This is a genomic window from Kitasatospora sp. NPDC101183 (genome assembly GCF_044767945.1).
Taxonomy (GTDB): Bacteria; Actinomycetota; Actinomycetes; order Streptomycetales; family Streptomycetaceae; genus Kitasatospora.
The window spans coordinates 65,078-89,567 of sequence record NZ_JBIWOW010000023.1 but is presented as its reverse complement, the minus strand read 5'-3'; the positions used below and the strand labels follow the sequence as shown (position 1 = coordinate 89,567).

General features: G+C 73.6%; 20 protein-coding genes and 1 pseudogene. 9 read left to right on the top strand and 12 right to left on the bottom strand.

Translation table 11 applies throughout. The annotated features are described in order from the left end of the window. Nucleotides 1-24: 24 nt before the first annotated feature. Nucleotides 25-1,254: a hypothetical protein gene (locus ACIRRS_RS28805; RefSeq protein WP_402976503.1), complete on the top strand. Its 1,230-nt coding sequence runs from the start codon at nucleotides 25-27 to the stop codon at nucleotides 1,252-1,254. After that, complete coding sequence (locus tag ACIRRS_RS28800) at nucleotides 1,245-1,802, top strand: hypothetical protein (RefSeq protein WP_402976501.1); 558 nt, start codon at nucleotides 1,245-1,247, stop codon at nucleotides 1,800-1,802. The genes ACIRRS_RS28805 and ACIRRS_RS28800 overlap by 10 nt, the downstream gene beginning before the upstream one ends. On the opposite strand, the gene ACIRRS_RS28795 is transcribed toward ACIRRS_RS28800, so the two are convergent. Further along, nucleotides 1,733-4,114 (bottom strand): ATP-binding protein, encoded by a 2,382-nt coding sequence (locus ACIRRS_RS28795; RefSeq protein WP_402976499.1) that lies wholly within the window; start codon nucleotides 4,112-4,114, stop codon nucleotides 1,733-1,735. The two genes, ACIRRS_RS28800 and ACIRRS_RS28795, sit on opposite strands and share 70 nt — an antisense overlap. A gap of 154 nt (nucleotides 4,115-4,268) precedes the next feature. On the opposite strand from ACIRRS_RS28795, the gene ACIRRS_RS28790 reads away from it, so the two are divergent. Continuing rightward, nucleotides 4,269-7,394 carry an AfsR/SARP family transcriptional regulator gene (locus ACIRRS_RS28790; protein WP_402976496.1) on the top strand — a complete coding sequence of 1,042 codons (3,126 nt, stop codon included), beginning with the start codon at nucleotides 4,269-4,271 and terminating at the stop codon, nucleotides 7,392-7,394. 322 nt (nucleotides 7,395-7,716) lie between these two features. Here ACIRRS_RS28790 and ACIRRS_RS28785 read toward each other — a convergent pair. Continuing rightward, nucleotides 7,717-7,827 (bottom strand): annotated as a pseudogene (locus ACIRRS_RS28785) (pirin family protein); the annotation flags it as partial. 252 nt (nucleotides 7,828-8,079) lie between these two features. On the opposite strand from ACIRRS_RS28785, the gene ACIRRS_RS28780 reads away from it, so the two are divergent. Further along, nucleotides 8,080-10,050 carry an alkaline phosphatase gene (locus ACIRRS_RS28780; protein ID WP_402976493.1) on the top strand — a complete coding sequence of 657 codons (1,971 nt, stop codon included), beginning with the start codon at nucleotides 8,080-8,082 and terminating at the stop codon, nucleotides 10,048-10,050. Nucleotides 10,051-10,173: 123 nt separating this feature from the next. Further along, complete coding sequence (locus tag ACIRRS_RS28775; RefSeq protein ID WP_402976490.1) at nucleotides 10,174-11,151, top strand: acyltransferase domain-containing protein; 978 nt, start codon at nucleotides 10,174-10,176, stop codon at nucleotides 11,149-11,151. Nucleotides 11,152-11,156: 5 nt separating this feature from the next. Here the strand turns inward: ACIRRS_RS28775 and ACIRRS_RS28770 are convergent, their stop codons facing one another. Continuing rightward, nucleotides 11,157-12,116: a pirin family protein gene (locus ACIRRS_RS28770; protein WP_402976487.1), complete on the bottom strand. Its 960-nt coding sequence runs from the start codon at nucleotides 12,114-12,116 to the stop codon at nucleotides 11,157-11,159. Nucleotides 12,117-12,185: 69 nt separating this feature from the next. Beyond that, nucleotides 12,186-12,869: a ribulose-phosphate 3-epimerase gene (gene rpe / locus ACIRRS_RS28765; RefSeq protein WP_402976484.1), complete on the bottom strand. Its 684-nt coding sequence runs from the start codon at nucleotides 12,867-12,869 to the stop codon at nucleotides 12,186-12,188. Between the two features lie 303 nt (nucleotides 12,870-13,172). Between rpe and ACIRRS_RS28760 the strand changes: the two genes are divergently transcribed. Next, on the top strand, nucleotides 13,173-14,024 hold the full coding sequence (locus ACIRRS_RS28760) for a hypothetical protein (protein ID WP_402976481.1): 852 nt from the start codon (nucleotides 13,173-13,175) through the stop codon (nucleotides 14,022-14,024). Nucleotides 14,025-14,072: 48 nt separating this feature from the next. Here the strand turns inward: ACIRRS_RS28760 and ACIRRS_RS28755 are convergent, their stop codons facing one another. Further along, the gene (locus ACIRRS_RS28755; RefSeq protein WP_402976478.1) at nucleotides 14,073-14,600 is read right to left on the bottom strand and encodes a MarR family winged helix-turn-helix transcriptional regulator; all 528 of its coding nucleotides are present in this window, start codon (nucleotides 14,598-14,600) and stop codon (nucleotides 14,073-14,075) included. Between the two features lie 128 nt (nucleotides 14,601-14,728). On the opposite strand from ACIRRS_RS28755, the gene ACIRRS_RS28750 reads away from it, so the two are divergent. Continuing rightward, complete coding sequence (locus ACIRRS_RS28750) at nucleotides 14,729-15,961, top strand: MFS transporter (RefSeq protein WP_402976475.1); 1,233 nt, start codon at nucleotides 14,729-14,731, stop codon at nucleotides 15,959-15,961. Here the strand turns inward: ACIRRS_RS28750 and ACIRRS_RS28745 are convergent. The 3 genes from ACIRRS_RS28745 to ACIRRS_RS28735 form a co-directional block, all read right to left on the bottom strand. Continuing rightward, complete coding sequence (locus ACIRRS_RS28745; RefSeq protein ID WP_402976472.1) at nucleotides 15,958-16,605, bottom strand: C39 family peptidase; 648 nt, start codon at nucleotides 16,603-16,605, stop codon at nucleotides 15,958-15,960. The two genes, ACIRRS_RS28750 and ACIRRS_RS28745, sit on opposite strands and share 4 nt — an antisense overlap. A gap of 61 nt (nucleotides 16,606-16,666) precedes the next feature. Further along, on the bottom strand, nucleotides 16,667-17,206 hold the full coding sequence (locus ACIRRS_RS28740; protein WP_402976596.1) for a DUF4188 domain-containing protein: 540 nt from the start codon (nucleotides 17,204-17,206) through the stop codon (nucleotides 16,667-16,669). A 167-nt stretch (nucleotides 17,207-17,373) separates the two neighbouring features. After that, nucleotides 17,374-17,991 carry a TetR/AcrR family transcriptional regulator gene (locus ACIRRS_RS28735; protein ID WP_402976469.1) on the bottom strand — a complete coding sequence of 206 codons (618 nt, stop codon included), beginning with the start codon at nucleotides 17,989-17,991 and terminating at the stop codon, nucleotides 17,374-17,376. A 117-nt stretch (nucleotides 17,992-18,108) separates the two neighbouring features. Here ACIRRS_RS28735 and ACIRRS_RS28730 point away from each other — a divergent pair, with 117 nt between their 5' ends. After that, on the top strand, nucleotides 18,109-19,293 hold the full coding sequence (locus ACIRRS_RS28730) for a serine hydrolase domain-containing protein (RefSeq protein ID WP_402976466.1): 1,185 nt from the start codon (nucleotides 18,109-18,111) through the stop codon (nucleotides 19,291-19,293). A gap of 13 nt (nucleotides 19,294-19,306) precedes the next feature. On the opposite strand, the gene ACIRRS_RS28725 is transcribed toward ACIRRS_RS28730, so the two are convergent. From ACIRRS_RS28725 to ACIRRS_RS28715, 3 genes are all read right to left on the bottom strand, one after another. Next, nucleotides 19,307-20,293, bottom strand: coding sequence for an aldo/keto reductase (locus tag ACIRRS_RS28725; protein WP_402976463.1), 987 nt, complete (start codon nucleotides 20,291-20,293; stop codon nucleotides 19,307-19,309). A 68-nt stretch (nucleotides 20,294-20,361) separates the two neighbouring features. Next, complete coding sequence (locus ACIRRS_RS28720; RefSeq protein ID WP_402976460.1) at nucleotides 20,362-21,186, bottom strand: ABC transporter permease; 825 nt, start codon at nucleotides 21,184-21,186, stop codon at nucleotides 20,362-20,364. After that, a complete protein-coding gene (locus tag ACIRRS_RS28715) occupies nucleotides 21,186-22,187 on the bottom strand; it encodes an ATP-binding cassette domain-containing protein (protein ID WP_402976457.1) in 1,002 nt (333 codons plus the stop codon). The genes ACIRRS_RS28720 and ACIRRS_RS28715 overlap by 1 nt, the downstream gene beginning before the upstream one ends. A 103-nt stretch (nucleotides 22,188-22,290) precedes the next feature. On the opposite strand from ACIRRS_RS28715, the gene ACIRRS_RS28710 reads away from it, so the two are divergent. Then, nucleotides 22,291-23,040 carry a TetR/AcrR family transcriptional regulator gene (locus tag ACIRRS_RS28710; protein ID WP_402976454.1) on the top strand — a complete coding sequence of 250 codons (750 nt, stop codon included), beginning with the start codon at nucleotides 22,291-22,293 and terminating at the stop codon, nucleotides 23,038-23,040. A gap of 6 nt (nucleotides 23,041-23,046) precedes the next feature. Here the strand turns inward: ACIRRS_RS28710 and ACIRRS_RS28705 are convergent, their stop codons facing one another. After that, entirely contained in the window at nucleotides 23,047-24,414 is a 1,368-nt protein-coding gene (locus ACIRRS_RS28705) for a pyridoxal-phosphate dependent enzyme (RefSeq protein WP_402976451.1), read from the bottom strand. Nucleotides 24,415-24,490: the final 76 nt, after the last annotated feature.

Here is a 24,490-nt window from a genome sequence, read left to right as displayed (position 1 = left end):
CGTCACAGAACCGGGGGGAAGGCTGTGAACCATCCCATCAGACTGCCGGGCCTGGGCGCGCAGGGGGACGCGCGCTGGGTGACCTTGGCGGGGTGCAAGCGAGTGCTGGTCGCCGTCCACACACTGGTCTACGCGCAGAGGCTGCGCGACATCTTCGCGCTGCTCGGGTCGGACCTGAGGATCCAGGTCGTCTTCACCGTGGCACCGCACGCCTTCAACGACGGCGTGGCCGGCTTCCTGCTGGCCCTCGGGGGAACAGTGCTTCCGTGGGAGACCGCGGTGACCATCGAGTTCGATCTGGTCCTGGCGGCCGGATCCCAGGGAGTGGACCAGTTGCGGGGGCCCGTGGTCCGGCTCCCCCACGGCGCCGGCCACCAGAAGCTGGCGCCGGTCGGCGCCGACGGCCGGCGGAGCGTCTCCGGCCTGGGGCGGGAGTTCCTCGTCTGGAAGGACCGCCTCAACTGCACCTCCTTCGCCCTCGCCCACCACGAGGACCTCGCCGAGCTGGCGGACTCCTGCCCCGAGGCGCTGGGCATCGCGGAGGTCGTCGGCGACGGGGACCACGACCGGCTGGCCGCCAGCCTCGCGCACCGCTCCGAGTACCGGCGCGCCCTCGGCATCCGGGAGGACGAGCGGCTGGTCCTGGTCTGCTCCACCTGGGGCACCGGCTCGGTGTTCGGCCAGCCGGACAGCCTGTTCCCCCGGCTCGCCACCGAGCTGCCCGCCGAGCGCTACCGCACGGCCCTGCTCGTCCACCCCAACGTCTGGTCGGGCCACGGGAGTTGGCAGGTCCGCTCCTGGGTGGAGGCCACCACCCGCGGCTCCGTCACCCTCGTCACGCCCGAGGCGGACTGGCGCCCGCTGCTGGCCGCCGCCGACTTCGTCATCGGGGACCACGGGTCCCTCACCCTGTACTCCACCGTGACCCGGGCGCCGGTCCTGCTCGCCCGCTTCCCGTCCCAGGACATCAACCACCGCTCCCCCGGGGCCGTGCTCGCCCGGACGGCCCCCGCGCTCTCGCCCGCCCGCCCGCTCGACCAGCAGCTCGCCTACGCCGAGGAGCAGTACCAGCGGTCGGACTACGCGCCCATCGCCGCCCGGATCTCCTCCGAGCCCGGCCGCTTCGGGCGCAACATGCGCAGGCTCCTGTACCGCGTGCTGGAACTGAGCCAGCCCGCTCACGAACCCGAGGGAGGACGGGTTCCGCTGCCGCGACCGCTGACGGGGGGAGAAGGGGGCGGGCGGTGGCGATGACCGTGCTGGTCGAACTCGGCAGGGCCGGGGCGCAGCGGTGGACGGCACGCATCACGCCGTCCACGGGCCCCGCCCACCTCGTACGGTTCGGCGCCCCGACCGCCGGGGAGCACGGCCCGCTGACGGACGAGCACCTCTCCACGGCGCTCTCCGCCCGGGCCGGCGCCGGGCCCCGGCAGTGCGCCGACGTGCTGTTCGAGGACCGGCCGTACGGACCGCTGGCGGACCGGTCGTACGGACCGCTCGCGGCCGAGCGGACGGCCGCCGAGGCGCTGCGCGCCTTCCCCGGATGCGCGGTGGCCGCGATCGGCGCTGGCCGCGAGATCGTCGTGCTCACCCGGACCGGCGAGTGCGTACGGCTTCCGCGCACCACCGCCTCCCACCGGCAGCCGGCCGTTCTCGGCTCCCTGGTGCACGCCTGGCTCGTCGCCGGGGGGAGGGTGACCGACCTCGTCCCGGCGGCCGCCCTCCCCGGCGGTCACGCCTTCGAGATGACGGCGATCCGGCCGGCCAGCCGATCGGCGTCCCCCGCGCCGAGCCCCTGGTAGAGGACGAGGGACTGCCCGTACCGACGCAGTGCGTCGGCCGGGCGGTCCCCCGCCTCGGCGAGCTCCCCGAGCCACTCCAGCACCCGCGCCTCCCAGTGCCGCGAACCGGCGTCGCGGAACCCTGACAGCGCCGCCTCGTAGCACTCCTGGGCGGAGTCGTTGCGGCCGGCGCCCCCGTGGGCCCTGCCGAGCCAGGCCGTCGCGCGCGCCGCCTCGTACGGGTCCGGGAGGTCGGCCAGCTCCCGGTGCGCCTGCGCGAACAGGCGCGCGGCGTCCTCGTGCCGACATCGGGCCAGCTCCGTCTCGCCGAGCGAGAGGCGCGCCAGGGCCGCGCCCCGCCGGTGCCCGGCCTCCTCCCTGATCCGCAGCGCCGCGCCGAAGGACTCGGCCGCGAGGTCGAGGCGCCCGGCGGCCTGGTGGGCGTGCCCGAGGCCGTGCCGGGCGTTGGCCTCGGCGCGGCCGTCCCCCTCCTCCCGGGCCAGCGACAGCGCCTGCGCGAACCAGTCGGCGGCCTCGGCCGGCCTGCCCGCGTTGCGCAGTCCGTGCCCACCCGACGTCAGCATGCGGTTCTCCCCCGCCCGGTCGCCCGCACGGCGGGCCGCCGCCAGCCCGAGTTCGTGCGCCTCGATCCACAGGTCGTGGGGGCGCAGCCGCAGGAACAGGGGCCACATGGCGTCGGCGAGCTGCCACACGGCGTTGTGCTCGCCCGCGGCCGCCGCCGCCCGCAGGACCGCCATCAGGTGGGCCTGCTCCGCCCCGAGCCAGGCCAGGGCCGCCGCGTCGTCCGCGAACTCCGGCAGCCCCGCCGGTGGTTCGGCGTAGTCACGGGCGAGGGTGCGGTGGCTCGGACTGATCAGGCGCTCGGCCTCCGTCGCGGCGGCGAGGTACCAGTCCAGCACCCGGCGGAAGGCGGCCCGGCCGGCCTCGGCGCTCTCGCTCTCCAGGGCCCACGTGCGGGCGTGCAGCCGGACGAGGTCGTGGAACCGGTAGCGGTTGTTGCCCAGGTCCTCCAACAGGTGCACCTCCGCGAGGTCGTCGAGCAGCCTGTCCGCCTCGGCGGGCGGCACGGCGGCGGCCGCTCCGGCGACCGGCGGCGTGATGTCCGGCAGCGGCTGCAGTCCGAGCAGCCGGTACAGCCGGGACAGGTCGTCCGCGAGCGTGCGGCAGGACGCGTCCAGCACTCCCCGCACGGCCGTGTCGCCGTCGACCCGCAGCGCGTCCAGCCGGTCGCCGTCCCGGGACAGCGCGTCGGCGGTGACGGCGAGGGCCTGCCGCGGCCGCGCCGCCATCCGCGCCCCCGCCAGGCAGACCGCCAGCGGCAGCCCCGCGCACCGGGCGATCACCTGCTCGGCCGCGGACTGCTCGGCCGCCATCCGGTCGTCCCCGATCCGGGCCGCGAGGATCGCCGCGGCGGACTCCCGGTCGAGCAGGCCCACCGGGTGGAAGCGGGCGCCGTCGACGCCGAGACCAGTCAGCCGGGCGCGGCTGGTGACCACCGCCAGCGAGCACTCCGCGCCGGAGAGCAGGGGCCGGACCTGGGCGGCGCTGAACGCGTTGTCGATCATCAGCCCGATGCGGCGCCGCGCCGCCGTCGAGCGCCACAGCGCGACGGTCTCCGCGAGCGAGGCCGGCACGGACGCGACGCCCAGCGCACGCAGGAATCCGCCGAGCACCTCGACGACGTCGGCCGGCCCGTCGGGCGCGTGGGCGCGGAGGTCCGCGTAGAGCATGCCGTCGGGAAAACGCCCGGTCAGCCCGCGCAGCCAACTCGCCGCCAGAGCGCTCTTCCCCACCCCCGCCGGGCCTGACAGGACGATCGTCAGACCACCCGACCAGCAGCCGTCGCCGAGGAACGCGACGAGCTCCTCCACGTCCTGGGAGCGCCCGGAGAGGTGCGCGGGGGCGGGTGGAAGCTGTTGGGGCACCGGAAGCTGCGCCGGAGCGGGAATCCGGAAGTGCACGCCCCCGTAGACGTCCCGCGCCTGGACCACGCCGCCCGCGATGTCGTTCGCCCCGACGATGCTGTTGCCGACGTCCCCCGACCGGTCGGAACGACCGCCTCCACCCCGGGCCAGCCACCTGACCAGGTCCGCGGCGAACCCGGGGCTGCGCACCGCCCGGTCGACGAGGAGCGCCGCCAGGTCCGCCAGGACCGGTTCGCGGTCCGGTTCCGTCAGCCCCCGCAACCACGCCTGCCGCAACTCGTCGGACTCGCCCCGCAGATGCTGCAGCCACGAGCCGACGGTGGCCAACGAGGCGGGACCGGCCCTGCGCAGAGTCGCCTCAACCTCATCCGTGTTCAGTGGTTCCATATCGCCCCCAGGCCATTACCACAAAGCACGACGACCCAAGAAGAGCACGCCGAAGCAGGCCGATCAAGGACGCCCGACGTGCTATGGCCCCCACCCGGAGCGCATGCGATGCTCTCGGGCGACGGCTGGAACCGACCGGCGACGGGGGTACCGGATGTTGTTCCATCTCCTGGGAACGGTCGAGCTCTCCGCCCGTGGAACGGTGGTGCGGCTCGAGTCCGACAAGGTGCGCTGCCTGGCCGCGGCACTCGCGATCGACGTCGGCCGGCCGGTGCCGCTGGACACCCTGATCACCCGGCTCTGGGACGACGAGCCGCCGTCCACGGCCCGTGCCACCGCCCACTCGTACATCTCCCGCCTCCGCTCCGCGCTCCGGGCGGCGCAGCAGGCCGACGCGGACGGGCCCTCGGCGGAGATCGTCCGCCAGGCGCACACCTACACGCTCAAGGTGGATCCCCAGCAGGTCGACTGGGTGCGCTACCTCCAGCTCGGGCGCCGCGCGCGGTCACTCGCCGACGCGGGCGAGGACCGTCAGGCGATCGACGTCCTGGGCCGCGCGGAGGACGGCTGGCGCGGCGACCCGCTCGCGGGGCTTCCCGGCGAGTGGGCGCAGGCCACCCGGAACACCATGCTCGATCAACGGCTCGCCACCACCCTCGTCCGCTTCGAGGTCGAGCTCAGGCTCGGACGCTTCGTCGACGTCATCCCCGAACTGCGCGCGCTGGCGCGGCAGCGCCCGACCGACGAACGGGTCGCCGGCCACCTGATCACCGCGCTCTACGGCAGCGGCAGGCAGGCCGAGGCGCTGAGCGTCTTCCAGCGGACCCGGCGGGAACTGCGCGAGTACCTCGGCACCGAACCCGGGGAGCAGCTGAGGCTCCTCCAGCACCGGGTCCTCCACCGCGTACCGCTCCACGAGGTGCTGCCCCGCCCGAGGGGCGCCGTCACCCCGCCGGGCACCGCCGCCGGGCCCCCCGCGCAGCGCAGCCACCTCCCGGCGCTGCACCGGATGGTGGGCCGGGAGGCGGAGCTGCGGCGCATCCTGTCCGCCGCGGACCAGGGCCGACGGGGCCGGTCGAACGGCGTGAACGGCACGACCGGCGCGAACGGCGGGATCGGGCACATCGGAGCGGTCTCCGGGATGGCCGGCGCGGGGAAGACCCGCCTCGTCGTCACCGCCGCGCACCTCCTCCAGGACCGCTTCCCCGAAGGCCAGCACTACGTCGACCTCCGCGCGAACGGCGGAGCTCAACAGCCGCTGGAGACCGAGGCGGTGGCGACCCTGCTGCTGAGACAGTTCGGCGTCCCCGCCACCGAGATGCCGACCGACCCGGACGCGCTCACCTCCCACTGCCGCGACCTCCTCGCGAAGCGGCGGGCCGTGGTCGTGCTCGACGACGCCCGAGGGCCCGCCCAGGTCCGCGCCCTCCTCCCGGGCACCCCGGCCTCCTTCATCCTCATCACCAGCCGCCACCGGCTCGCCGCGCTCCCCTGCATCCCGCTCTTCCTCGACGCCCTGTCGCTGGAGGACGCCGTCGAGCTGTTCACCGTTCTGGTCGGGGAGGAACGCGCCGACGACCCTGAGGGTGTCGAGGCCGTCGTCGACCTGTGCGCCAGACTCCCCCTCGCCCTGGAGCTCATCGCGAGCCGCTTCAAGGCCCACTCCTCCTGGACCCTTCAGCACCTCGCCCGTCGGCTGTCCGGAAAACGCGGGCGGCTGAACGAACTCCACCACGGATTCGAAAGCATGGCGATGGCCTTCGACGTGTCCTACCAGGGGCTTCCCGGTGTGCAGCAGGAGGCGTTCCGTCGCCTCGGGCTCCACCCCGGATCCGATTTCGGCCTCGGTTCCGCCGCCGCGCTGATCGGACGGCCGGCGCGAGAAGCGGATCACATCCTCGAGTGCCTCCACGACCTGCACATGATCCAAGAGATCTCGCCCGAGAGGTACGCGCTGCATGACCTGCTGCGCGAGTTCGCTGTCGATCTTGTGTCGGCCGAGGAACGTGATCAAGCGATTCGACGCCTCGTCAGTTTCGCTCTGCAGATGGCGAATCGAGCCGGTCGCCACCTCAATCCACGAGGCCTCCGGCTGGAGATCCCCGCACTGCCCGGTCTTTCCCCCGCGGATTCCCTGCTCGACGAGCTCGACTGGCAGAGCGACACCTCGATCAGGACGTGGCTGAAGGCCGAGCTGCCCGGCCTCGTCGCCGTGGAGAACCACGCCAGGGCCACCGGCATGCCCGAGGAGGCCGCCTGGCTCGCGCACGCCCTCGCCGACCTCCTCTACGCCGAAGGACTGTGGCGCGAGGCCACCGAGATGCACCGGGCCGCCTCCGAGCACTGGCGCACCCACGGCGTGAGCCTGCCGGAGAGCCACGCCCTCGTGGCACTCTCCGCCATCCGGATCCGCACCGCCCGGTACCCCGCCGCCGAGGAGGCCGCCGAGCGCGCCCTCGACATCGCCCGCTCGGGCGGCGACACGGCGTGCGCGGCGGAGGCGCTGAAGAAGCTCTCCGAAATCCGATGGCACCAGAGCGACCTCACCTCGGCGCTGTCGTTCCAGCGCCAGGCGCTCGATATTCACCGGAAATCGGGCGACACCTGGAACCGCACCCGCAGCCTCAACAACATCGGCGCAATCCTCCTGAACTCCGGAAATCACGAGGCCGCACTCGCGTCCTTCACCGAAGCCCTTCCCCTGGCGACGGAAATGGGCGATTCACGACTCAAGCTCCTGATCCTCGGAAACCTCGGCGGAATTCACCTGAGCACGAGAAATCCGAGCGCCGCCCGCGATGCATTCGAGCAGATCCTGGCAATCGGGGAGGACATCCTCTCCCCGAACGATTTCGCGACCGTCCGCGTGAACCTGGCGAATTCACTGCCACTTCCGGAGGAGGCGGACCGCGCCGCGGAACTGCTCACGCTCGCACTCCACACCTACCGCGAAGCGGGTAATCGCAGGAGCGAGTCCGACGCGCTCAATGGCTTGGGCACCGTACTCCGGGAGACCGGCCGGCTCGACGCCGCCCTCGACCGGCACCGGAGCGCCCTCGACCTCGCCCGATCCATCGGCGCGCAGCGCGAGGAAGCCACCGCCCTGCGCGGACTCGGTCAAACCGAGAACTCACTCGGTCACGCGTCGGCCGCGCTCGACCACCTCCACCGGGCCGTGGCCCTCTCCCGGCAGATCGGAGACATGGAGGAGGAGGCCTATGCCCGCGAGAGCTTGGCCGAACTGCAACTCGGAGCCGATCCCGGTCGCGCGGCCGAATAGGGCCCGCCCGTCATCCTAGCAAAAGCCGGCGCCCCGAACGGGCGGATTACTCGAAACTACGTGCGCCGATGCATACTCGGAGCGATAGCCAGTTCGGAACAATCGCTTGGATATGCATAAGTGAAATTTGTCCTTTTTGCGGCAATCATCCTCGCCGCCGGCCTGTCCCTCGCACCCACCCTTACCTCCGCTATACCCAGCGGTTCGGCAACGAAGCCATCCATTCAGGCCTGGACGCCGTTCTGGGCGCTCTGCAGGACATAGAGCACCGGCCGGAAGGCTTTTCCAGAAATCGTTCACGGGATTTTCACCGCACCCGCCCTCACCTCTCCCGCCCCCGAGCCTTCAGCGGCGCGGCGGGGAGTTCGGGGGCGGGGAGGCGCGGGCCCGCGTAGCCGTGGACGTCGCCGAAGCGGGTGCCGGTGGTCCGGTCCTCAGCCGAGGTGGAGCATGGAGCCGACTGACCGACGCGAAAGGCCCGCCGACCTCCTGGCCCCCAACGAGCCGTCGGATCAAGGGACTTACCGAACCGCGCCGGTTGTTCGTCCACCGCATCCTCACTCGTCGTGCGCACTTCACCCGAATGTCCGTCTGCACACGGCATATTGCGGGCTGTTCATCCGGGGCGGCGCCACGGCCATCGTGCCGTCCCCGGCTCGTGCACGCGGTGGAGGGGCGGACGGACATGCGGGACAAGCGGACTGAGGGCGGTACGGAGCACGGCGGGCTGTCGCGGCGCGGACTGTTCCGGGCGGGCGGTGGCGGGCTCGCGGCGGTGGCCGTCGTGGGGCTGAGCGAGGGCAACGCCTCGGCCACGCCCGGTGCGCCGGGTACGGGCGCGGCTGGTGCGGCGGACAAGGCGCCGATCGGCCCGCTGAAGGCCGCGGGCCCGCACGCCGCCGTCGAGCGCACCGAGGGCTTCGGGGTGCGCGGCGCGAGCGGCGGGCCGATCCGGATCCTCCCCATCGACAACGCCAAGTTCCTCGCGGGCACCCTGTTCGACCTGCGCGTCGAGGCCTCCCAGGTCGACCCAGCCACCGCGAAGATCGAGATATCGGTCGAGGGCGAGCACGGCCCCGAGGCGATCCTGCACAACGACCCGGTGCGCAGCAGCTCCGCCAAGGACAGCCTGGAGGTCACCTACCGGCAGGTGACGTTCCCCAACCCCGGCTCGTACACCGTCCGCGTGAAGGTCACCTCCGGCGGCAAGACCTCCCGGGCCGAGGTGGAGCACGAGGTCGTCTCCGCCCGCCACCACGGCCGCAAGGCCGCGAACGTCATCTTCTTCCTCGGCGACGGCATGGGCGGCGCCGCGATCACCGGCGCCCGGCTGCTCTCCAAGGGCATGACCCAGGGCAAGTACCGGGGCCTGCTGGAGATGGACCAGATGGACGCCCGCGGCATCGTGGGCACCTCCGGCGCCGACTCGATCGCCACCGACTCCGCCAACTCCATGTCCGCCTACATGACCGGCCACAAGACGTCGGTCAACGCGATGGGCGTCTACGAGTCCAACGAGCCCGACCCCAACAAGCACCCGCGCGTCGAGACGATGGCCGAACTCCTCAAGCGCGCCGCCGGCATGGCGATCGGCGTGGTCACCACCGCCGAGATCCAGGACGCCACCCCGGCCGCCGTGTGGGCGCACACCCGCCGCCGCTCCGAGTACCTGGAGATCATGGACCAGGTGCTGGACCCCGCCCGCACCCCGGACGTCCTGATGGGCGGCGGCCTTGCCTCCCTGCTGCCGAAGTCCCAGAAGGGCTCCAAGCGCAAGGACGAGCGCGACCTCGTCAACGAGTTCCGCCAGAAGGGCTTCACCGTCGCCACCACCGCCAAGGAGTTGGCCACGGCCACGGCCGGCAAGGCGCCGGAGAAGCTCCTCGGCCAGTTCCACACCGGCAACCTCAACGTCTACCTGGACCGCCAGCAGATCAGGAAGCCTGAGGTCCTGGGCGACTGGCAGGACCAGCCCACCCTGCCCGCCATGACCGCCGCCGCCCTGAAGGTACTGGAGGACAAGCCCAACGGCTTCTTCCTCATGGTCGAGGGCGCCTCGATCGACAAGCAGGAGCACCCGCTCGACGGCCCCCGCGCCCTCTACGACACCATCGAGTTCGACCAGGCCGTCGGCGTCGCGAAGCGCTGGGCCAAGGGCCGCGGCGACACCCTGATCGTCGTCACCGCCGACCACAACCACTCGATGAGCATCGTCGGCACCCACGACCGCCGCAAGAACCAGGGCCGCCCTGCCAACGGCATCTACGGCGACGCCGGCTTCCCGACCTACACGGACAGGAACGGCGACGGCTTCCCCGACGACCCGAACCCGGAGATCGGCCTCTTCTTCGGCTGGTCCAACCACCCGGACCACACCGACGGGTTCACCCACAACCCCATCCCCGTCCAGCCTTCTCTGATCGACACCGCCTCCGGCAACGCCGTCCCCAACCCCCAGCACCAGGCGGGCGCCGAACTCCAGCAGGGCAACCTCCCGCCCCACGAGACCAACTGCGTCCACACCGTCGACGACGTCTCCATCGTCGCCTCCGGCCCCGGCTCCGACGACTTCAACGGCTTCCTCGACAACACTGAGGTCCACTTCGCCATCCTCAACGCCCTTGGCCTCGAAGTCCCCACCCCCGACGGCGAGTAACCCCACCCCTACCGATCCGCCCGCCGGCGCCACCACCCCGGCGGGCGCGCCAGGGGACTTGTGCGGGGGCGGACGAACCCGTGATCATCTCCAGGAGCGGACGAGACGACGGGTGGGTGGGGTATGGGCGGGCTCCTGGCGAGGCTCCGGGAGAGCGAGGCCGGTGCGCGGTGGGTCCGGGAGCTGGCGGCCGTCGAGGTGCCGGAGGGCGGGCCCGTGCTGCCGTCCGCCGTGGAACTCCCGCAGCTGTTGCTGGATCTGACGGTCCCGCACGCGGAGGTCAACGGACTGCTCCGGCTGTGGGACGAGGTCCTCGGCGACGCCGAGTGGCGGTGGCTGCTCGAACGCTGCGCGGCGGCGGTGTTCACCGATCCGGACGTGGTCGGCGGCGGGATCCGGGTGCCCCGGCTGCCCGAGGGGCTCGGTCCGGCGGGGCGGTGGTGGGCGGCGTTGGTGTTTGTCATGGCGCTGCCGCAGGCCCGCGAGCGGCATCGCGCCCGGGGCATCCCCGAGGAGGTCTCCCGGCGAACGTTCGCCGACCTCGGCCGGCAGGTGGCGATCCACCGGCTGCGCCAGGGCACGGGCGGGGTGAACTCGCCGTCCTGGCTGGGCCTGCACCTTCGCGGGGAGATCTTCCAGCTGGGCCGCCTGCAGTTCCAGCGCTCCCGCCTCCGGGCCCCGTGGCTCCCGGTGGCCGCCGGGGAGGCGAGCCTGGCGCTCCACCTCCCCGACTTCCTCGGCCCGCTCTCCCCTGCCGCCTGCGAGGCCTCCCTCGCACAGGCCCGCGCGTTCTTCCCCCGCCACTTCCCGGAAGAGCCCTGCGCCGTCGCCCACTGCGAATCCTGGCTCCTCGACCCGCAGTTGGGCGACTACCTTCCGACTGGCTCCAACCTCCTCGCCTTCCAGAACCGCTTCCGCCTCCAGCCCCGGCCCGACCGGCCGAACGACGAGGACCCCGTCCGCTACGTCTTCAACGTCGCCGACACCGACCCGGCCGACCTCCCCCGGCGCACCTCACTGGAACGCGCGGTCGGCGACCACCTCCGTGCCGGCCACCACTGGTACGGCGGCCAGGGCTGGTTCCCCCTCCACACCCTCTGACCCGCTCACCTCTCCCGCCCCCGCGCCTTCAGCGGCGCGGCGGGGAGTTCGGGGGCGGGGAGGCGCGGGCCGGCGTAGCCGTGGACGTCGCCGAAGCGGGTGCCGGTGGTCCAGTCCTCCCGGGCCCGGTGGATCTCCTCGCCGGTGCGGCCGATGAAGTTCCACCACATGACGATGCGCTCCTCGAAGGGCTCGCCGCCCAGCAGCAGGACGGAGCCGTCGGTGTGGGCGCGCAGGGGCAGGTCGGGGCGGCCGCAGCCGAGGTAGAGCATGGAGCCGGGCTCGACGGGGACGCCGTCGACGTCGACGCGGCCGGTCATGGCGAGGACGGCGTACTCGAAGTCGCGGACGAGGGGCAGCCGCAGCGAGGTGCCCTCGGTGAGGGCGAGGTCGGCGCCGACGATCGGGGTGTGGGTGGTGCCGGGCGAGGTGGCGTCGTCGAGGGTGCCGAGGATGACGGTGGCGCGCAGGCCGGGGGCGGCGAGCACCGGCAGGTCGGGGTGGTGCTCGAACATCGGGCCGGTGTGCCGGTCCGCGTCCGGCAGGGCCACCCAGAGCTGGGCGCCGTGCAGGTAGCGGGCGTGCGAGTGTGGCGACTCCTCGGAGTGCGCGATGGCCCGTCCGGAGGTCATCAGCCCGAGTTCGTACGGCCGGACGGTCTGCAGGCTGCCGAGGCTGTCGCGGTGCAGCACCTCGCCCTGGTGCAGCCAGCTGACGGTCTGCAGCCCCATGTGCGGGTGGGGCGGGACCTGCATGCCGGGCCCGTCGGCGATGTCGTCGGGGCCGTAGTGGTCGACGAAGCACCAGGCGCCGACCATCCGGCGCCCGAGGTTGGGCAGCAGCCGGCGCACCATCGTGCTCTCGCCGAGCCGCACCTCCCGCCCGGTCAGCAGGTCCCGCACGGGGCCGGTGGCGGCCTCGCCGCCGCAGGTGGTGGGTGCGGGCTTGCGGTCGAGGTTGCTCATGGGATGGTCCACCACCGTACGGACGTCGGGTCGGGTCAGGGCCTGCCGCACCGATCATCCGTCACGCGCTCAGTGCTCGCAGGCCCACCAGGCCTCGGCGGTGGCCTTGTCCGCGAGGTCCCGCAGACGGCGGACGGCCTCGGCCGGGTCTTCGGCGCCGTACACGGCCGAGCCGGCCACGAAGACGTCGGCGCCCGCCTCGGCGCAGCGCTCGATGGTGCTCGCGGAGACGCCGCCGTCCACCTGGAGCCACAGTTCCAGGTCGTGCTTGGCGATCAGCTCCCGGGTGCGGCGGATCTTGGGCAGCATGATGTCGAGGAACGCCTGGCCGCCGAAGCCGGGCTCGACGGTCATGATCAGCAGCATGTCCAGCTCGGGCAGCAGGTCCTCGTACGGCTCGATGGGCGTGCCGGGCTTCAGGGCCATGGAGGCGCGGGCGCCCTTGGCGCGGATCTCGCGGGCGAGGCGCACGGGCGCGGCGGCGGCCTCGACGTGGAAGGTGACGGAGCCGGCGCCGGCCTCGACGTACTGGGGGGCCCAGCGGTCCGGGTCCTCGATCATCAGGTGGCAGTCGAGGGGGGTGGCGGTGGCGCGGGCGAGGGCCTCGACGACCGGCACGCCGAGGGTGAGGTTCGGCACGAAGTGGTTGTCCATGACGTCCACGTGCAGCCAGTCGGAACCCCGGACGGCCTCGGCCTCCTCCGCGAGCCGGGCGAAGTCCGCGGACAGGATGCTGGGGTTGATCTGGGCCATGGCCGACCACCTTCGTGCTTCGTACTGAGAGCGAGGGCTGGGGCGCCCCGGGAGCGGGCGCCTGCGCCCATCATGCCCCGCCGCCGGGGCGGCCACGGACGCCCCGGTGTCCACGTGACGGTCATCACAGCGGGCCGGGGATTACTCCGGGCGCCGCCGGGGTCATCAGGTCATGAGCGGTCCGGGCACCAACGGGTCGGCGCGCCCGCCGCGCCGGCTCCGAAGGGCCGCCTCCTCCAGTCGAGTCCAGCCGAGCCGAGCCGGGAATCCGCCCGGCGGGCTCCCTTCGAGGAAGGCTCCCCGATGGCCGATCTCGTCCACCCCGCCCGCGCGCTGTGGTGGCTCTTCGAGCCGGTGCACGCCGTCACCTACTTCCTGCCGGAGGGCAGGGCCGCCTTCGAGGACGCCGGCCTGCACGGCGTCTGGCGCGGGTACTTCGCCACCCGCTCGGCCCCGCTGGGCGCGGTGGACGCGCCGCCGGTGACGGCCGCCTTCTTCACCTTCGCGCCGTCCATGGTCGAGCGGGCCCTGCCGGAGGTGTGGTCGCACGCCGGCCCGGAGGAGGCGCTGGCCGCCCGGCTCAAGGGCGCGGCGGCCTCGCTGTCCCGGCTGCTGGAACACGTGGACCGGGAGCAGGTCGAGCAGGTCACCGAGACCCTGGAGCAGGCCGCGGCCCGGCTGGACTGCTCCGGCCGGGTGCTGGCGGCGGCCAACGCCGCGCTCCCCCGCCCGAGCGGGCTGTACGAGCGGCTCTGGCAGGCCGCCACCGTGATGCGCGAGCACCGGGGCGACGGCCACATGGCCGCGCTGGTGGCGGCCGGGCTGGACGGCTGCGAGGCGCTGGTGGTGCGCTGCGCGATGGACATGCGGCGCGAGATGATCCAGCCGCTGCGCGGGTGGACGGACGAGGAGTGGGAGGCCGCCGCCGAGCGCCTGGTGGAGCGCGGCTGGCTGACGGAGCGCGGGACGGTGACCGAGCTGGGCCGCGTCCGCCACCAGGGGCTGGAGGCGGCCACCGACCTGGCGGCGGCCCGGGTGTGGGAGGACTACCCTCGGGCCGAACTCGACCGGCTGGCCGGGGCGTTGAAGCCGATCTCGGCGCTCTGTCGCAGCCAGCTGCCCCTCAACCCGGCGGGCCTGCCGGACAACGCGTAACCCTCCCGGAGGCGACGGACCCGGGCTCGGACCCGGGCCCGGCCCCGCTCACGCCCCGCCCGTCGCCTCCTGGAGCAGCGTCACCTTCCGCAGCAGGTCCGACAGCGCGCGGCGCTCCTCGGCGGTGAGCGCGCCGAGCAGCCGCGTCTCCTCCCGGCCCACCACGTCCAGCGCCTCGTGCCAGGCGGAGCGGCCGGCCTCCGTCAGGGCGATGTCGACCTTGCGGCGGTCCTCGGTGGAGGGCGTGCGGGAGATGAAGCCGCGCCGCTCCAGCGCCTCCAGGCGGCCGGTGACGGAGGCCGGGGCGAGCTTGAGGTCGGCGCGCAGGTCGGAGGGGGCGGCGCGGCCGCCGCGGCCGGCGAGGGCGTGCAGGGTGTCGAACTCGTGCCTGTGGAGGTCGTAGTCGACGAGGCCCTGCTCGCGGACGCGGCCGAGGTGCTTGGTGAGCCAGGACATCCGGGTGACGGCGCCCTCGATGTCGGGATCGAGTTCGGGCAGTACCGGGAGCCAGCGGTCGACGTGGGCGTCCGTCGCGTCGCGCGGGGCGGGCGGCTGTTCCTGCGGGTCCTCGGCCATGGCACGAGAGTCTACGGAGTGCCCGAAAGGGCCGGTCTGCCGGGAATCCACCCAATCGAACGACAGCGAAGTATACGGCACAAAAATATTCGTTGCCGAAATTTCGGTACCGAAATACATTGCTGGGCATGCCTAGCCATCCGCTGCGCCTGCGCGACTTCCGCCTGCTCTTCATCGGCCGAACGGTCTCCACGCTCGGCGACGCCGTCGTCCCCGCCGCCCTCGCCATCGCCATCACCCGCGCCACCGGCTCCGCCGGCGCCCTCGCCCTGGTGCTCGGCTGCGCGATGGTGCCCCGGCTGCTCCTGCTGCCCTTCGGCGGCGTGGTCGGAGACCGCCTCGACCCGCGCCTGGTCGCCCTCACCACCGACGCCGTCCGCGCCCTGTCCCAACTGTTCGTCGGCGTCCAACTCCTGGGCGGCACACCGAGCCTGGCGCAGATCGCCGCCGCCGAGGTGGTCGGCGGCCTCGCCTCCGCCTTCGCCATGCCGACCTCCACCCCGCTCGTCCGGGCCACCGTCCCGGACGAGCACCGGCTGCGCGCCAACGCCCTGCTCGGCTCCGCCCTCAGCGCCGCCAGGCTCGGCGGCCCGGCCCTTGCGGGCGTCCTGGTGTACACCGCCGGGCCCGGCTGGGCGTTCGTCCTCGACGGCCTGTCCTTCGTGCTGAGCGCCGCGCTGCTCGCACGGATCGGCCGGATCTCCGTCGAAAGGAAGTCCGCCGAGCGGAGTTCGCTCCGCCGCGACCTCGCCGACGGCTGGAGCGAGGTCCGCTCCCGCGACTGGTACTGGACCAGCCTGATCGCCCACGGCGTCTGGAACGGCGCCGCCTCCGTCGCCCTCACCCTCGGCCCGCTGATCGCGGCCACCCGCCTCGGCGGCGACGGCGCCTGGGTGGCCATCAGCCAGGCCTCGGCGGTGGGCCTGCTGGCGGGCTCGCTGATCGCCGGCCGGGTGCGGCCCCGGCGCCCCGTCCTGGCCGGCAACCTCGCCCTCGCCCTGTACGGGCTGCCGCTGACGGCCCTCGCGATCCCGCTGCCCGCGCCCGTCACGGTGGCCGTGTACGCGGTGGCGCTGGCCGGGCTGGGCTTCCTCAACCCGGTCTGGGAGACGGCCGTCCAGCAGGACTTCCCCGCGCACGTCCTGGCGCGGGTCACCTCGTACGACTGGCTGATCTCCCTGGCGGCGGCGCCGGTCGGCTACGTCCTGGCGCCGCTGGCCGCCAACGCCTGGGGCGACCGCGTCCCGCTGCTGACGGCGGCGGCCCTCGTGGTGCTGGCCTGCGCGGGCACGGCGGCGGTCCCGGGCGTACGGCGCTTCGGCACCCGGGAGGCCGAGGAGCGGACGCCCGTCAAGGTCTAGGACTCCATCCCCGCCGGCGGCCCGAGGACGATCCCCCGCCCGGAGTAGAACGGCCCGAAGGCGCGCCACGGCACGTGCGCGAAGGCCTGCGACTCGCCCGGGAAGCCGGACGGGTTGTGGATGACCACCGCCGTGTCCGTGGCGCCCACCGCCAGCACCAGATGGCCGCCGCGCCGGACAGGCTCGGGCCCGAGCGGCTCGCGGATCGAGGGGTGCACGGACACCATCACCAGGTGCCCGGCGGCCACCTCCTCCGCGATCTCCTCGGGCGTCAACTCGGCTGCCCGCGCGGCCAGTCCCCACCGCTCGCGGGCGTAGTCCGCGAACGGCACGTGGACCAGCCCGCGCAGGCTCTCGCCGTCGCGGACGTACGCCCCGGCGGCCACGCACTCCCCGGCCAGCCCGATCGCGGCCGGGGCGACGCCCCACCAGTGGTCCAGGGCCATCCGCAGGCAGGCCACCCCGCACAGGCGCCAGGACCACCAGCCGTACTCCTCCGGGGTGGCCGCGCCGGACTGGCCCCAGCGCGGGTCGGCCGCCGCGTCCAGCCGTCCGTCGACGATCTCGCGCACCAGCTCCGCCGACTCCCACTGCGCGTGGTACGGCACCTCGTGCACCACCGGTGCCACAGCCCTCTCCGCCATCCCATGACGCTCTCACGCCGGGGCGGCGGTCGGCCCGCGACACTCCCTCGGGAGCCCTGGCTCAGCTCTCCTCGCGGCCCTGCTCGCGGCTCTCCTCGCGGCCCTCCTCGGACCGGAACGCCAGCCGCTGCGCCGCGTGCCGCCCGCGCTCCTCGACCGGCAGCACCCCCGTGGCCCCGGCCAGCCCGAAGGCGGGCATGTCGAAGTAGATCGACTCGTACCCTCCCTCCGGCACGATGTACGTCTCGTGCCACAGCCCGACGTGCCCGCGCAGCCTCCCCTCCCGCACCTTGCGGTTGGCGATGCCCCACACGGTGTGGTGGAAGCCGTCCGGCGCGCTCGCGTAGCGGTACAGCTTCTCCTTGGACTCCCAGTACTGGACGACGTAGTACGTGCGCGGCGAGGCCGTCAGCAGGATGCGCCCGCGCAGGCCGCGCTCGGGGCTGCGGCGCAGCTCGTGCAGCATCCGGAACATCGCGAACATCACCGGGCCCCAGTGGTGCACGGCCCAGAAGCGGTTGATCCGCATGCCGATCAGCAGCACCACCGTGTCCCCGGTGGCGGCGGCGGTGGTGTAGCCGCGCTGCGGCCTGGCGAACAGCGAGCGCGGGCGTGAACCCGGGCGCGGACTCTCGGGGACGAACGTTGTGCCGGGTTCCGTACCGGTGGACATTCCGACCTCCCTCGGGGCGGTTCCCGCGCCCATGTGATCGGTGATTACATCAGCGCCCGGGAGGCCGGTCAAGGCTCCGCGCAGCCACAATTCGGCTACTGGGAGCGGACGTTGGCGATTCCGTCACGGAAGGTGTCCAGCACCCGGACGGCCAGCTCCTCCGCCCGGTCCGCCGGGAGGTAGCCGTCCACGATCATCTGCGCCAGCCCGTACACCAGCGCCTGGCCCGCCAGCTTCACCAGCGCGGGGTCCCCCGGGCCGACCCGCCCGGCCTCCTGGTCCGCCACCACCAGGTCGATGAACTCCCGCTCGATGGAGTCCAGCCGCTCCCGCAGCTCCGGCTCCCGCGACGGCTCGGGCGCGAACACCCGCGAGCGCACCAGCTCGAAGCGGCGCGGGTGGTGCAGCGCGTACCGGACGCACCCGAGGCCCAGCGCCCGCAACGCCGACCCGCCCCCCGCCGCCGAGACCTGCGCCTCCTGCCAGTCCACGAAGTCGGCGAGCACCCGGTCCGCCAGCGCCGTCAACAGTGCCTGGCGGTCGGCGAAGTGACGGAACGGCGCCGCCGCCGACACCCCCGCCCGGCGGGCCACCTCCCGCACGCTGACCTTCTCCTGGCCCTGCTCGTCCAGCACCTCGAACGCCGCCGCCACCAGCGCCTCGGGCAGCGCCCCGTGGTGGTAGGCCGCCCGCTCACCGATCCGTTCCGTCATGTCCGCCTTGCTACCACATCTCGGGGGTGCCCCCGAGACGACCCCGACCTCGCACCCCTCGGATCTCGGGGATGCACCCGATTGTCGTCGTTGGTGCACGAAACTAGCGTTCCCGTCATGACTTTGACGCTCCGTAAGCAGGTCGCGCTCGTCCTCGGCGCCGCCACCTTGATCGCCGCGCAGGCCTCCGCCGCCGTCGCCCGGCCCGCCGCGTCCTCCTCCTCCTCCTCCACCACCACCACCCAGCAGCTGCGCCGCGACACCGCCGCGATCCAGGCCCTCGGCATCAGCGGCGTCCAGGCGCGGGTGATCGGGCCGGACGGCCGGCAGAGCGTCGCCACCGCCGGGACGGCCGACGTGAACACCGGCGGCCCGGTCGACCCCGACGGGTACTTCCGCATGGCCAGCACCTCCAAGACCCTCGTCGCCACCGTGCTCCTCCAACTGGAGGCCGAGGGAAGGCTCTCCCTCGACGACAAGGTCGAGCGCTGGCTGCCGGAGCGGGTGCAGGGCAAGCACCTCGACGGCCGCAGGATCACCCTGCGCGACCTGCTCCAGCACACCAGCCGCATCCGCGACGGCCTGCCCGGGTACAACACGCCGGAGGAGTACGAGGACCAGCGCTACAAGGTCTACAGCAGCGACGAGTTGGTGGACGACTCCCTCAAGGTGCCGGGCCGGAGGGGCTGGGGCTACGCCAACACCAACTACATCCTGGCCGGAATGGTCATCCAGAAGGCCACCGGCCGCCCCGCCCACCAGGAGATCGAGGACCGCGTCCTGCGCCCCCTCGGCCTGGACCGCACCCGCTGGCTCGGCACCTCCCCGACCCTGCCCGAGCCCCACGCGCGGGCGTACCAGTTCTTCGACGCCGAGCACCGGATCGACGTCACCGAGCAGGTGCCGGTGGACCACGAGATCCTCTCCTTCGTCTCCACCACCCGGGACGAGAACCTCCTCTTCCGGGGCCTGCTCTCGGGCCGCCTGCTGCCCGCCGCGCAGCTGGCCGAGATGAAGGCGACGGTCGAGGTGAGCCCGGATCTCACGAGGATGTGGGGCAAGGGCAGCGGGTACGGGCTCGGCCTCGTCGAGCGCCGGCTGACCTGCGGCGGCACCTACTGGGGCCACGAGGGCGGGGACGGCGGCTACATCACCCTCAACGGCGTGACCGCGGACGGCCGGCGCAGCGCCGTGGTGTCCATGTCCGAGGCCCTGGGCGACTCCCCCGCGCACATCGAGCAGCAGGAGCGGGCGGGAAGCGCGCTGATCGACCACGCGCTGTGCGCGGGGGACGCCCGGTAGATCCGACGATGGTCTACCAGGCGTAGTCCTCAGGGGCCGGGCGGTGCCCCGGGAAGATCTCGTCGAGGCGCTCCAGGGTCTTCTGGTCCAGCTCGATGTCCACCGCCGCCACCGCCGCGTCCAGGTGCGCCGCCGTACGCGGCCCGATGATCGGGGCGGTGACGGCGGGTCGGCTGAGCAGCCAGGCGAGGCCGAGGTCGGCCGGGTCGACGCCGAGCTCGTCGGCGAAGTCCTCGTACGCCTGGATCCGGTCGCGGTGCAGGGCGAGGATCTCGCTCGCGTGCGGCATCGCGCCGCGCACCCGGGTCCCCTCGCGCTCCTTGCGCAGGATGCCGCCGAGCAGGCCGCTGCGCAGCGGGGACCAGGGCATCAGGCCGAGGCCGTAGTGCTCCAGGGCCGGGATGACCTCCAGCTCGATCGCGCGGTCGAGCAGGTTGTACAGGGACTGCTCGCTGACCAGCCCGAGGAAGTTGCGGGAGCGGGCGGCCTCCTGGGCCCGGGCGATGTGCCAGCCGGCGAAGTTGGAGGAGCCCACGTAGAGGATCTTCCCCTGGGCGACGAGCACCTCCATCGCCTGCCAGATCTCCTCCCAGGGCGCCTCCCGGTCGACGTGGTGCATCTGGTACAGGTCGATGTGGTCGGTCTGCAGGCGCCGCAGGCTGGCCTCGACGGCCTTGCGGATCGAGAGGGCGGAGAGGCGGCCCTCGTTGGGCCAGTCGCCCATGGCCCCGTAGACCTTGGTGGCGAGGACGGTGCGCTCGCGCCGCCCTCCGCCCTGGGCGAACCAGCGGCCGATGAACTCCTCGGTGCGGCCCTTGAGGCTGCCGTCGGACTCGCGGCCGTAGACGTTGGCGGTGTCGAAGAAGTTGATGCCGTGCTCGTGCGCGGCGTCCATCACGCGGTGGGCGTCGGCCTCTTCGGTGTGGGGGCCGAAGTTCATGGTGCCGAGGCAGAGGCGCGAGACGGTCAGGCCGGTGCGGCCGAGGTGGGTGTACTCCATGGCGCCCACCCAAAACCACACCGACCCCTTGTGTCCATCAACATGACGGAGCCGGGCGCGTCATCCGGTCACCGGCCGTGCGTCGCGAACTTCCGTACGGCCAGCGGCCCGCAGAGCGCGAGCAGCGCGGCGCTCCACAGCAGCGCGGCGAGCAGGGCGTGCTGCATGGGCCAGGCGTCGGAGGGCGCGGCGGGGTTGCCGAACAGCTCGCGGCAGGCGTGGACGACGGCGCTGATCGGGTTCCAGTCGGCGACGGTCCGCAGCCAGCCGGGCATCCCGCCGGTGGGCACGTACGCGTTGGTGACCATCGCCAGCGGGAAGACGACGACGGCGAGTTGGCCGGCCGCCTCCTCCTTGCCGACGATCAGGCCGAGCAGCGTTCCGGCCCAGGTCATCGTGAACCGGAAGAGCAGCAGCAGCCCGAACGCCCCTGCCGCGTCGGCCAGTCCGTGGCGGGCGCGCCAGCCGGCGGCCAGCCCGACGAGGGCGAGCAGGGCGAGGACGAGGACGCTGACCAGCAGGTCGGCGAGGTTCTGCCCGAGCAGCAGGCCGGTGCGCGAGACGGGCATCGAGCGCAGCCGGTCGGTGACGCCGCGCCCGACGTCGCGGGCGGCGCCGACCATGGTGGGCATGATGCCGTTGGTGGCGACCATGGCGAACAGGCCGGGCATCAGGAACTCCCGGTAGTCCCCGCCGCCGGGCACCTGCATGGCGCTGCCGAAGACGTACCCGAAGACCACCACCATGACCACGGGAACGCCGAGGGAGGCGGCCAACAGGCCGGGCGAGTGGCGGTAGTTGAGCAGGACGCGCAGCATCGACGTCCAGGTGTCGGAGGCGAGCCGGCCCCCGGTGGAGGGGCGCGGGGCGGCGTTCAGGGTCACGGTGGCCATCAGGCGGCCCTCCCCAGCTCGTCGGCGGCGGCAGCAGCAGCGCCGGTCTCGGCGGTGTCACGGGTCAGCGCGAGGAACACGTCGTCCAGCGAGGGCGCCCGGACGGCGACGTCCTCGGCCTCGATGCCGACGTTGTCCAACTCCCGGACGAGGAGCGGCATGAGGACGGCGACCCCGGGCGCCGTCAGCGCGGTCACCGTCCGCTCGGCCTCGTCCACCCGGGCCGCCCCGCCCCCGGCGATCGTGGACAGCAGCACGGCGGCGGCGGCGAGTTGGGAAGGATCGGCGAGGGTGACGGACACCTGGCTGCCGATCGCCGCCTTGAGCCTGTCCGGTGGCCCGGTGGCGATGGCGGCGCCGTGGTCGACGACGACGATCTCGTCGGCGAGCCGGTCGGCCTCCTCCAGGTACTGGGTGGTGAGCAGCACGGTGGTGCCGCCCCGCGCCAACTCCCGTACGGTGCCCCAGATCTCCTGCCGGCTGCGCGGGTCGAGCCCGGTGGTGGGCTCGTCGAGGAAGAGCACGGGCGGGCTGGTGACGAGGCTGGCGATGAGGTCGAGGCGCCGGCGCATGCCGCCTGAGTAGGTGCGCACCAGGCGGTCCCCGGCCTCGGCGAGGCCGAAGCGCTCCAGCAGTTCGTCGGCGCGCTCGCGGGCACGGCGGGTGCCGAGGCGGTGGAGCCGTCCGAAGATGCGCAGGTTGTCGCGGCCGGTGATCCCCTCGTCGAGGGCGGCGTACTGCCCGGCGAGGCCGATGGCGCGCCGCACGTCCTCCGGGGCGCGCACCACGTCGTGCCCGGCGACGCGGGCGGTGCCGCGGTCGGGGGCGACGAGGGTGGCGAGGACGCGGACGGCGGTGGTCTTGCCGGCGCCGTTGGGGCCGAGGAGGCCGCAGACGGTGCCGGCGGGAACGGTGAGGTCGAGGCCGGTCAGGGCCTCGGTGGCGCCGAATCGTTTCCCGATTCCGGCCATCTCGATGGCGGGGGACGTGGCGGGGGACATGGTTCTGCCCTTCTCTAGGTACAGCGTACGTAGAAGCGCGCGCGAGCACATCGTACTACGTACGCCGTACGTATCTAAGATGGGAGCGCGAGGTGATCTTCCAGTGCCGTCCAGCAACACCCCCAGCAGCCCCGACGACCCCTTCTCCGCGGAGGCACCGGGCAGGCCGACGCCGCCCGAGGCCCCGGAACTGATCTGGCTGCGCCCCGAGCGCACCGGCCGCGGCCCCCGCCCGGCCCACAGCCGGAGCTCCATCGCCGCGGCCGCCATCGGCATCGCCGACGCGGAGGGCATGGACGCCGTCTCCATGCGCCGGGTCGCCGGCGTGCTCGGCGCGGGCACCATGTCGCTCTACAACTACGTGCCGAAGAAGGAGCACCTGCTCGACCTGATGCTCGACGCCACCGCCGCCGAGTACCGGCTCCCGCCCGGGCCCACCGGCGACGTCCGGGCCGACCTCGCTGCCCTCGCCCACCAGCAGCTCGCCATCTTCCGGCGCCACCCCTGGCTGCCCGCCCTGGTCCTGGCCCGCCCCGGCATCGGGCCCAACGCGCTGCGCTACACCGACCACTTCCTGGCGGTCACCGCCCCCACCGGCCTGTCGGGCGGCGCGCGGATGGAGGCGATGGCCATGTTCAACGGCTTCATCTGCCAGTTCGCCCAGTACGAGCAGACGGCGGCGGCGGGCGCCAAGTGGCAGGCGGAGCTGGTGGGCTACCTCGGCCGGGCGGCCATGAGCGGCGACTACCCGCACCTGGCCCAGGCGTTCGCCACCCAGGGCCCGCCCGCCGCGCCGGACACCACCTTCGAGCGGACCCTGGAGCGCGTCATCCGCGCCGTTCTCACCCCCTGAGGAGCATCAGGGCGCGACCACCCCCGCCACCTTCCCGTCCACCAGCACCAGCACCGCGCGCGCCCCGTCCCGCAGCCGCTCCCGCGCCTCCTCGGGCGAGCAGCCGACCCCGGCCCCGGGCAGCGGCGGCCCGGCCACGGCGCCCACCCGGTCGTCCGGCTTCACCGAGCCGTCCGCGAGCCCCGCCGCCAGCGCCGCCCCGTCCGCCGTGCCGACCACCTCCGCCGGGCTCACCCCGTACGGCCAGTCCGGCCGCTCCAGCACCACCGGCGCCACCCCGTACGGCGCGGCGCCCAGCGCCCGCACCGCCTCGGCCACCGTCGCCCCCGCGGGCACCGACACCAGCGGCCCGGCCGCCTCCAGCAGCGGCCGCAGGCCCTCGGCGCCCTCCTCCTCCAGGAAGCCCCACTGCCGCATCCACGCGTCGCTGTGCACCTTGGAGAGGTACGAGCGCCCGGAGTCCGGCAGCAGCACCACGACCAGGTCGTCCGGCCCGAGCCCCCGCGCCACCCGCAGCGCCGCCGCCACGGCCGTCCCGGAGGACGGGCCCGCGAGGATGCCCTCCTCCCGCGCCAGCCGGCGGGCCGTCAGCAGCGACTCGCGGTCCGGGACGCGCTCGAAGGAGTCCACGACCTCCTGCTGGTACGCCTGCGGCCAGCGGTCCTCGACGGTCTCGGGGTGCAGGAAGTGGCCGATGCTCTCCACGTACCAGGGGCTGCCGTCGCCCCCGCCGTACGTGGAGGACTCCGGGTCGGCGCCGACCACCGTGACCCTGCCGCCGGAGACCTCCTTGAGGTACCCGCCGGTGCCGGTGATCGTCCCGCCGGTGCCGACGCCCGCGACGAAGTGCGTCAGCCGTCCGCCCGTCTGCTCCCACAACTCCGGGCCGGTGGTGCGCACATGGGCGTCCGGATTGGCCAGGTTGTCGTACTGGTTGGCCAGCCAGGCCCCGGGGATCTCCTCCGCCAGCCGCTGGACCACGTTGAACAGGTGCCGCGGGTCCTCCTGCGCCACCCCGGTCGGCGCCAGCACCACCTCGGCGCCGTACGCCCGCAGGATGTCCGCCTTCTCGGGCGCGGACTTGTCCGCCACCCCGGCGATCACCCGGTAGCCGCGCCGGCGCCCGACGATCGCCAGCCCGATCCCGGTGTTGCCGGAGGTCGCCTCGACGATCGTCCCGCCGGGCCGCAGCAGGCCGTCCCGCTCGGCCGCGAGGATCATCGACAGCGCGGCGCGGTCCTTGACGCTCCCGCCGATGTTCAGGAACTCGGCCTTGGCGTACACCGGCGCCGCCAGCCCGGCCCCCAGCCGGGCCAGGCGGATCAGCGGCGTCCCGCCGATCGCGTCGAGGACGGACTCGTGCACTGCGGCCATCAGGGCCTCCCGGATGCGGTGACAGATCGTTGCGCCGACGAGCCTGCCCAGCGCGGCCGCCCGTCAGACACCGCCC

Coding starts and splice junctions, on each gene's coding strand:
- ACIRRS_RS28725 (WP_402976463.1), bottom strand. CDS start 20,293: ATGGAGTACACCCACCTCGGCCGCACCGGCCTGACCGTCTCGCGCCTC.
- ACIRRS_RS28745 (WP_402976472.1), bottom strand. CDS start 16,605: ATGGCGGAGAGGGCTGTGGCACCGGTGGTGCACGAGGTGCCGTACCAC.
- ACIRRS_RS28715 (WP_402976457.1), bottom strand. CDS start 22,187: ATGTCCCCCGCCACGTCCCCCGCCATCGAGATGGCCGGAATCGGGAAA.
- ACIRRS_RS28720 (WP_402976460.1), bottom strand. CDS start 21,186: ATGGCCACCGTGACCCTGAACGCCGCCCCGCGCCCCTCCACCGGGGGC.
- ACIRRS_RS28780 (WP_402976493.1), top strand. CDS start 8,080: ATGCGGGACAAGCGGACTGAGGGCGGTACGGAGCACGGCGGGCTGTCG.
- ACIRRS_RS28795 (WP_402976499.1), bottom strand. CDS start 4,114: ATGGAACCACTGAACACGGATGAGGTTGAGGCGACTCTGCGCAGGGCC.
- ACIRRS_RS28735 (WP_402976469.1), bottom strand. CDS start 17,991: ATGACGGAACGGATCGGTGAGCGGGCGGCCTACCACCACGGGGCGCTG.
- ACIRRS_RS28755 (WP_402976478.1), bottom strand. CDS start 14,600: ATGGCCGAGGACCCGCAGGAACAGCCGCCCGCCCCGCGCGACGCGACG.
- ACIRRS_RS28750 (WP_402976475.1), top strand. CDS start 14,729: ATGCCTAGCCATCCGCTGCGCCTGCGCGACTTCCGCCTGCTCTTCATC.
- ACIRRS_RS28775 (WP_402976490.1), top strand. CDS start 10,174: ATGGGCGGGCTCCTGGCGAGGCTCCGGGAGAGCGAGGCCGGTGCGCGG.
- rpe (WP_402976484.1), bottom strand. CDS start 12,869: ATGGCCCAGATCAACCCCAGCATCCTGTCCGCGGACTTCGCCCGGCTC.
- ACIRRS_RS28770 (WP_402976487.1), bottom strand. CDS start 12,116: ATGAGCAACCTCGACCGCAAGCCCGCACCCACCACCTGCGGCGGCGAG.
- ACIRRS_RS28790 (WP_402976496.1), top strand. CDS start 4,269: ATGTTGTTCCATCTCCTGGGAACGGTCGAGCTCTCCGCCCGTGGAACG.
- ACIRRS_RS28705 (WP_402976451.1), bottom strand. CDS start 24,414: ATGGCCGCAGTGCACGAGTCCGTCCTCGACGCGATCGGCGGGACGCCG.
- ACIRRS_RS28760 (WP_402976481.1), top strand. CDS start 13,173: ATGGCCGATCTCGTCCACCCCGCCCGCGCGCTGTGGTGGCTCTTCGAG.
- ACIRRS_RS28730 (WP_402976466.1), top strand. CDS start 18,109: ATGACTTTGACGCTCCGTAAGCAGGTCGCGCTCGTCCTCGGCGCCGCC.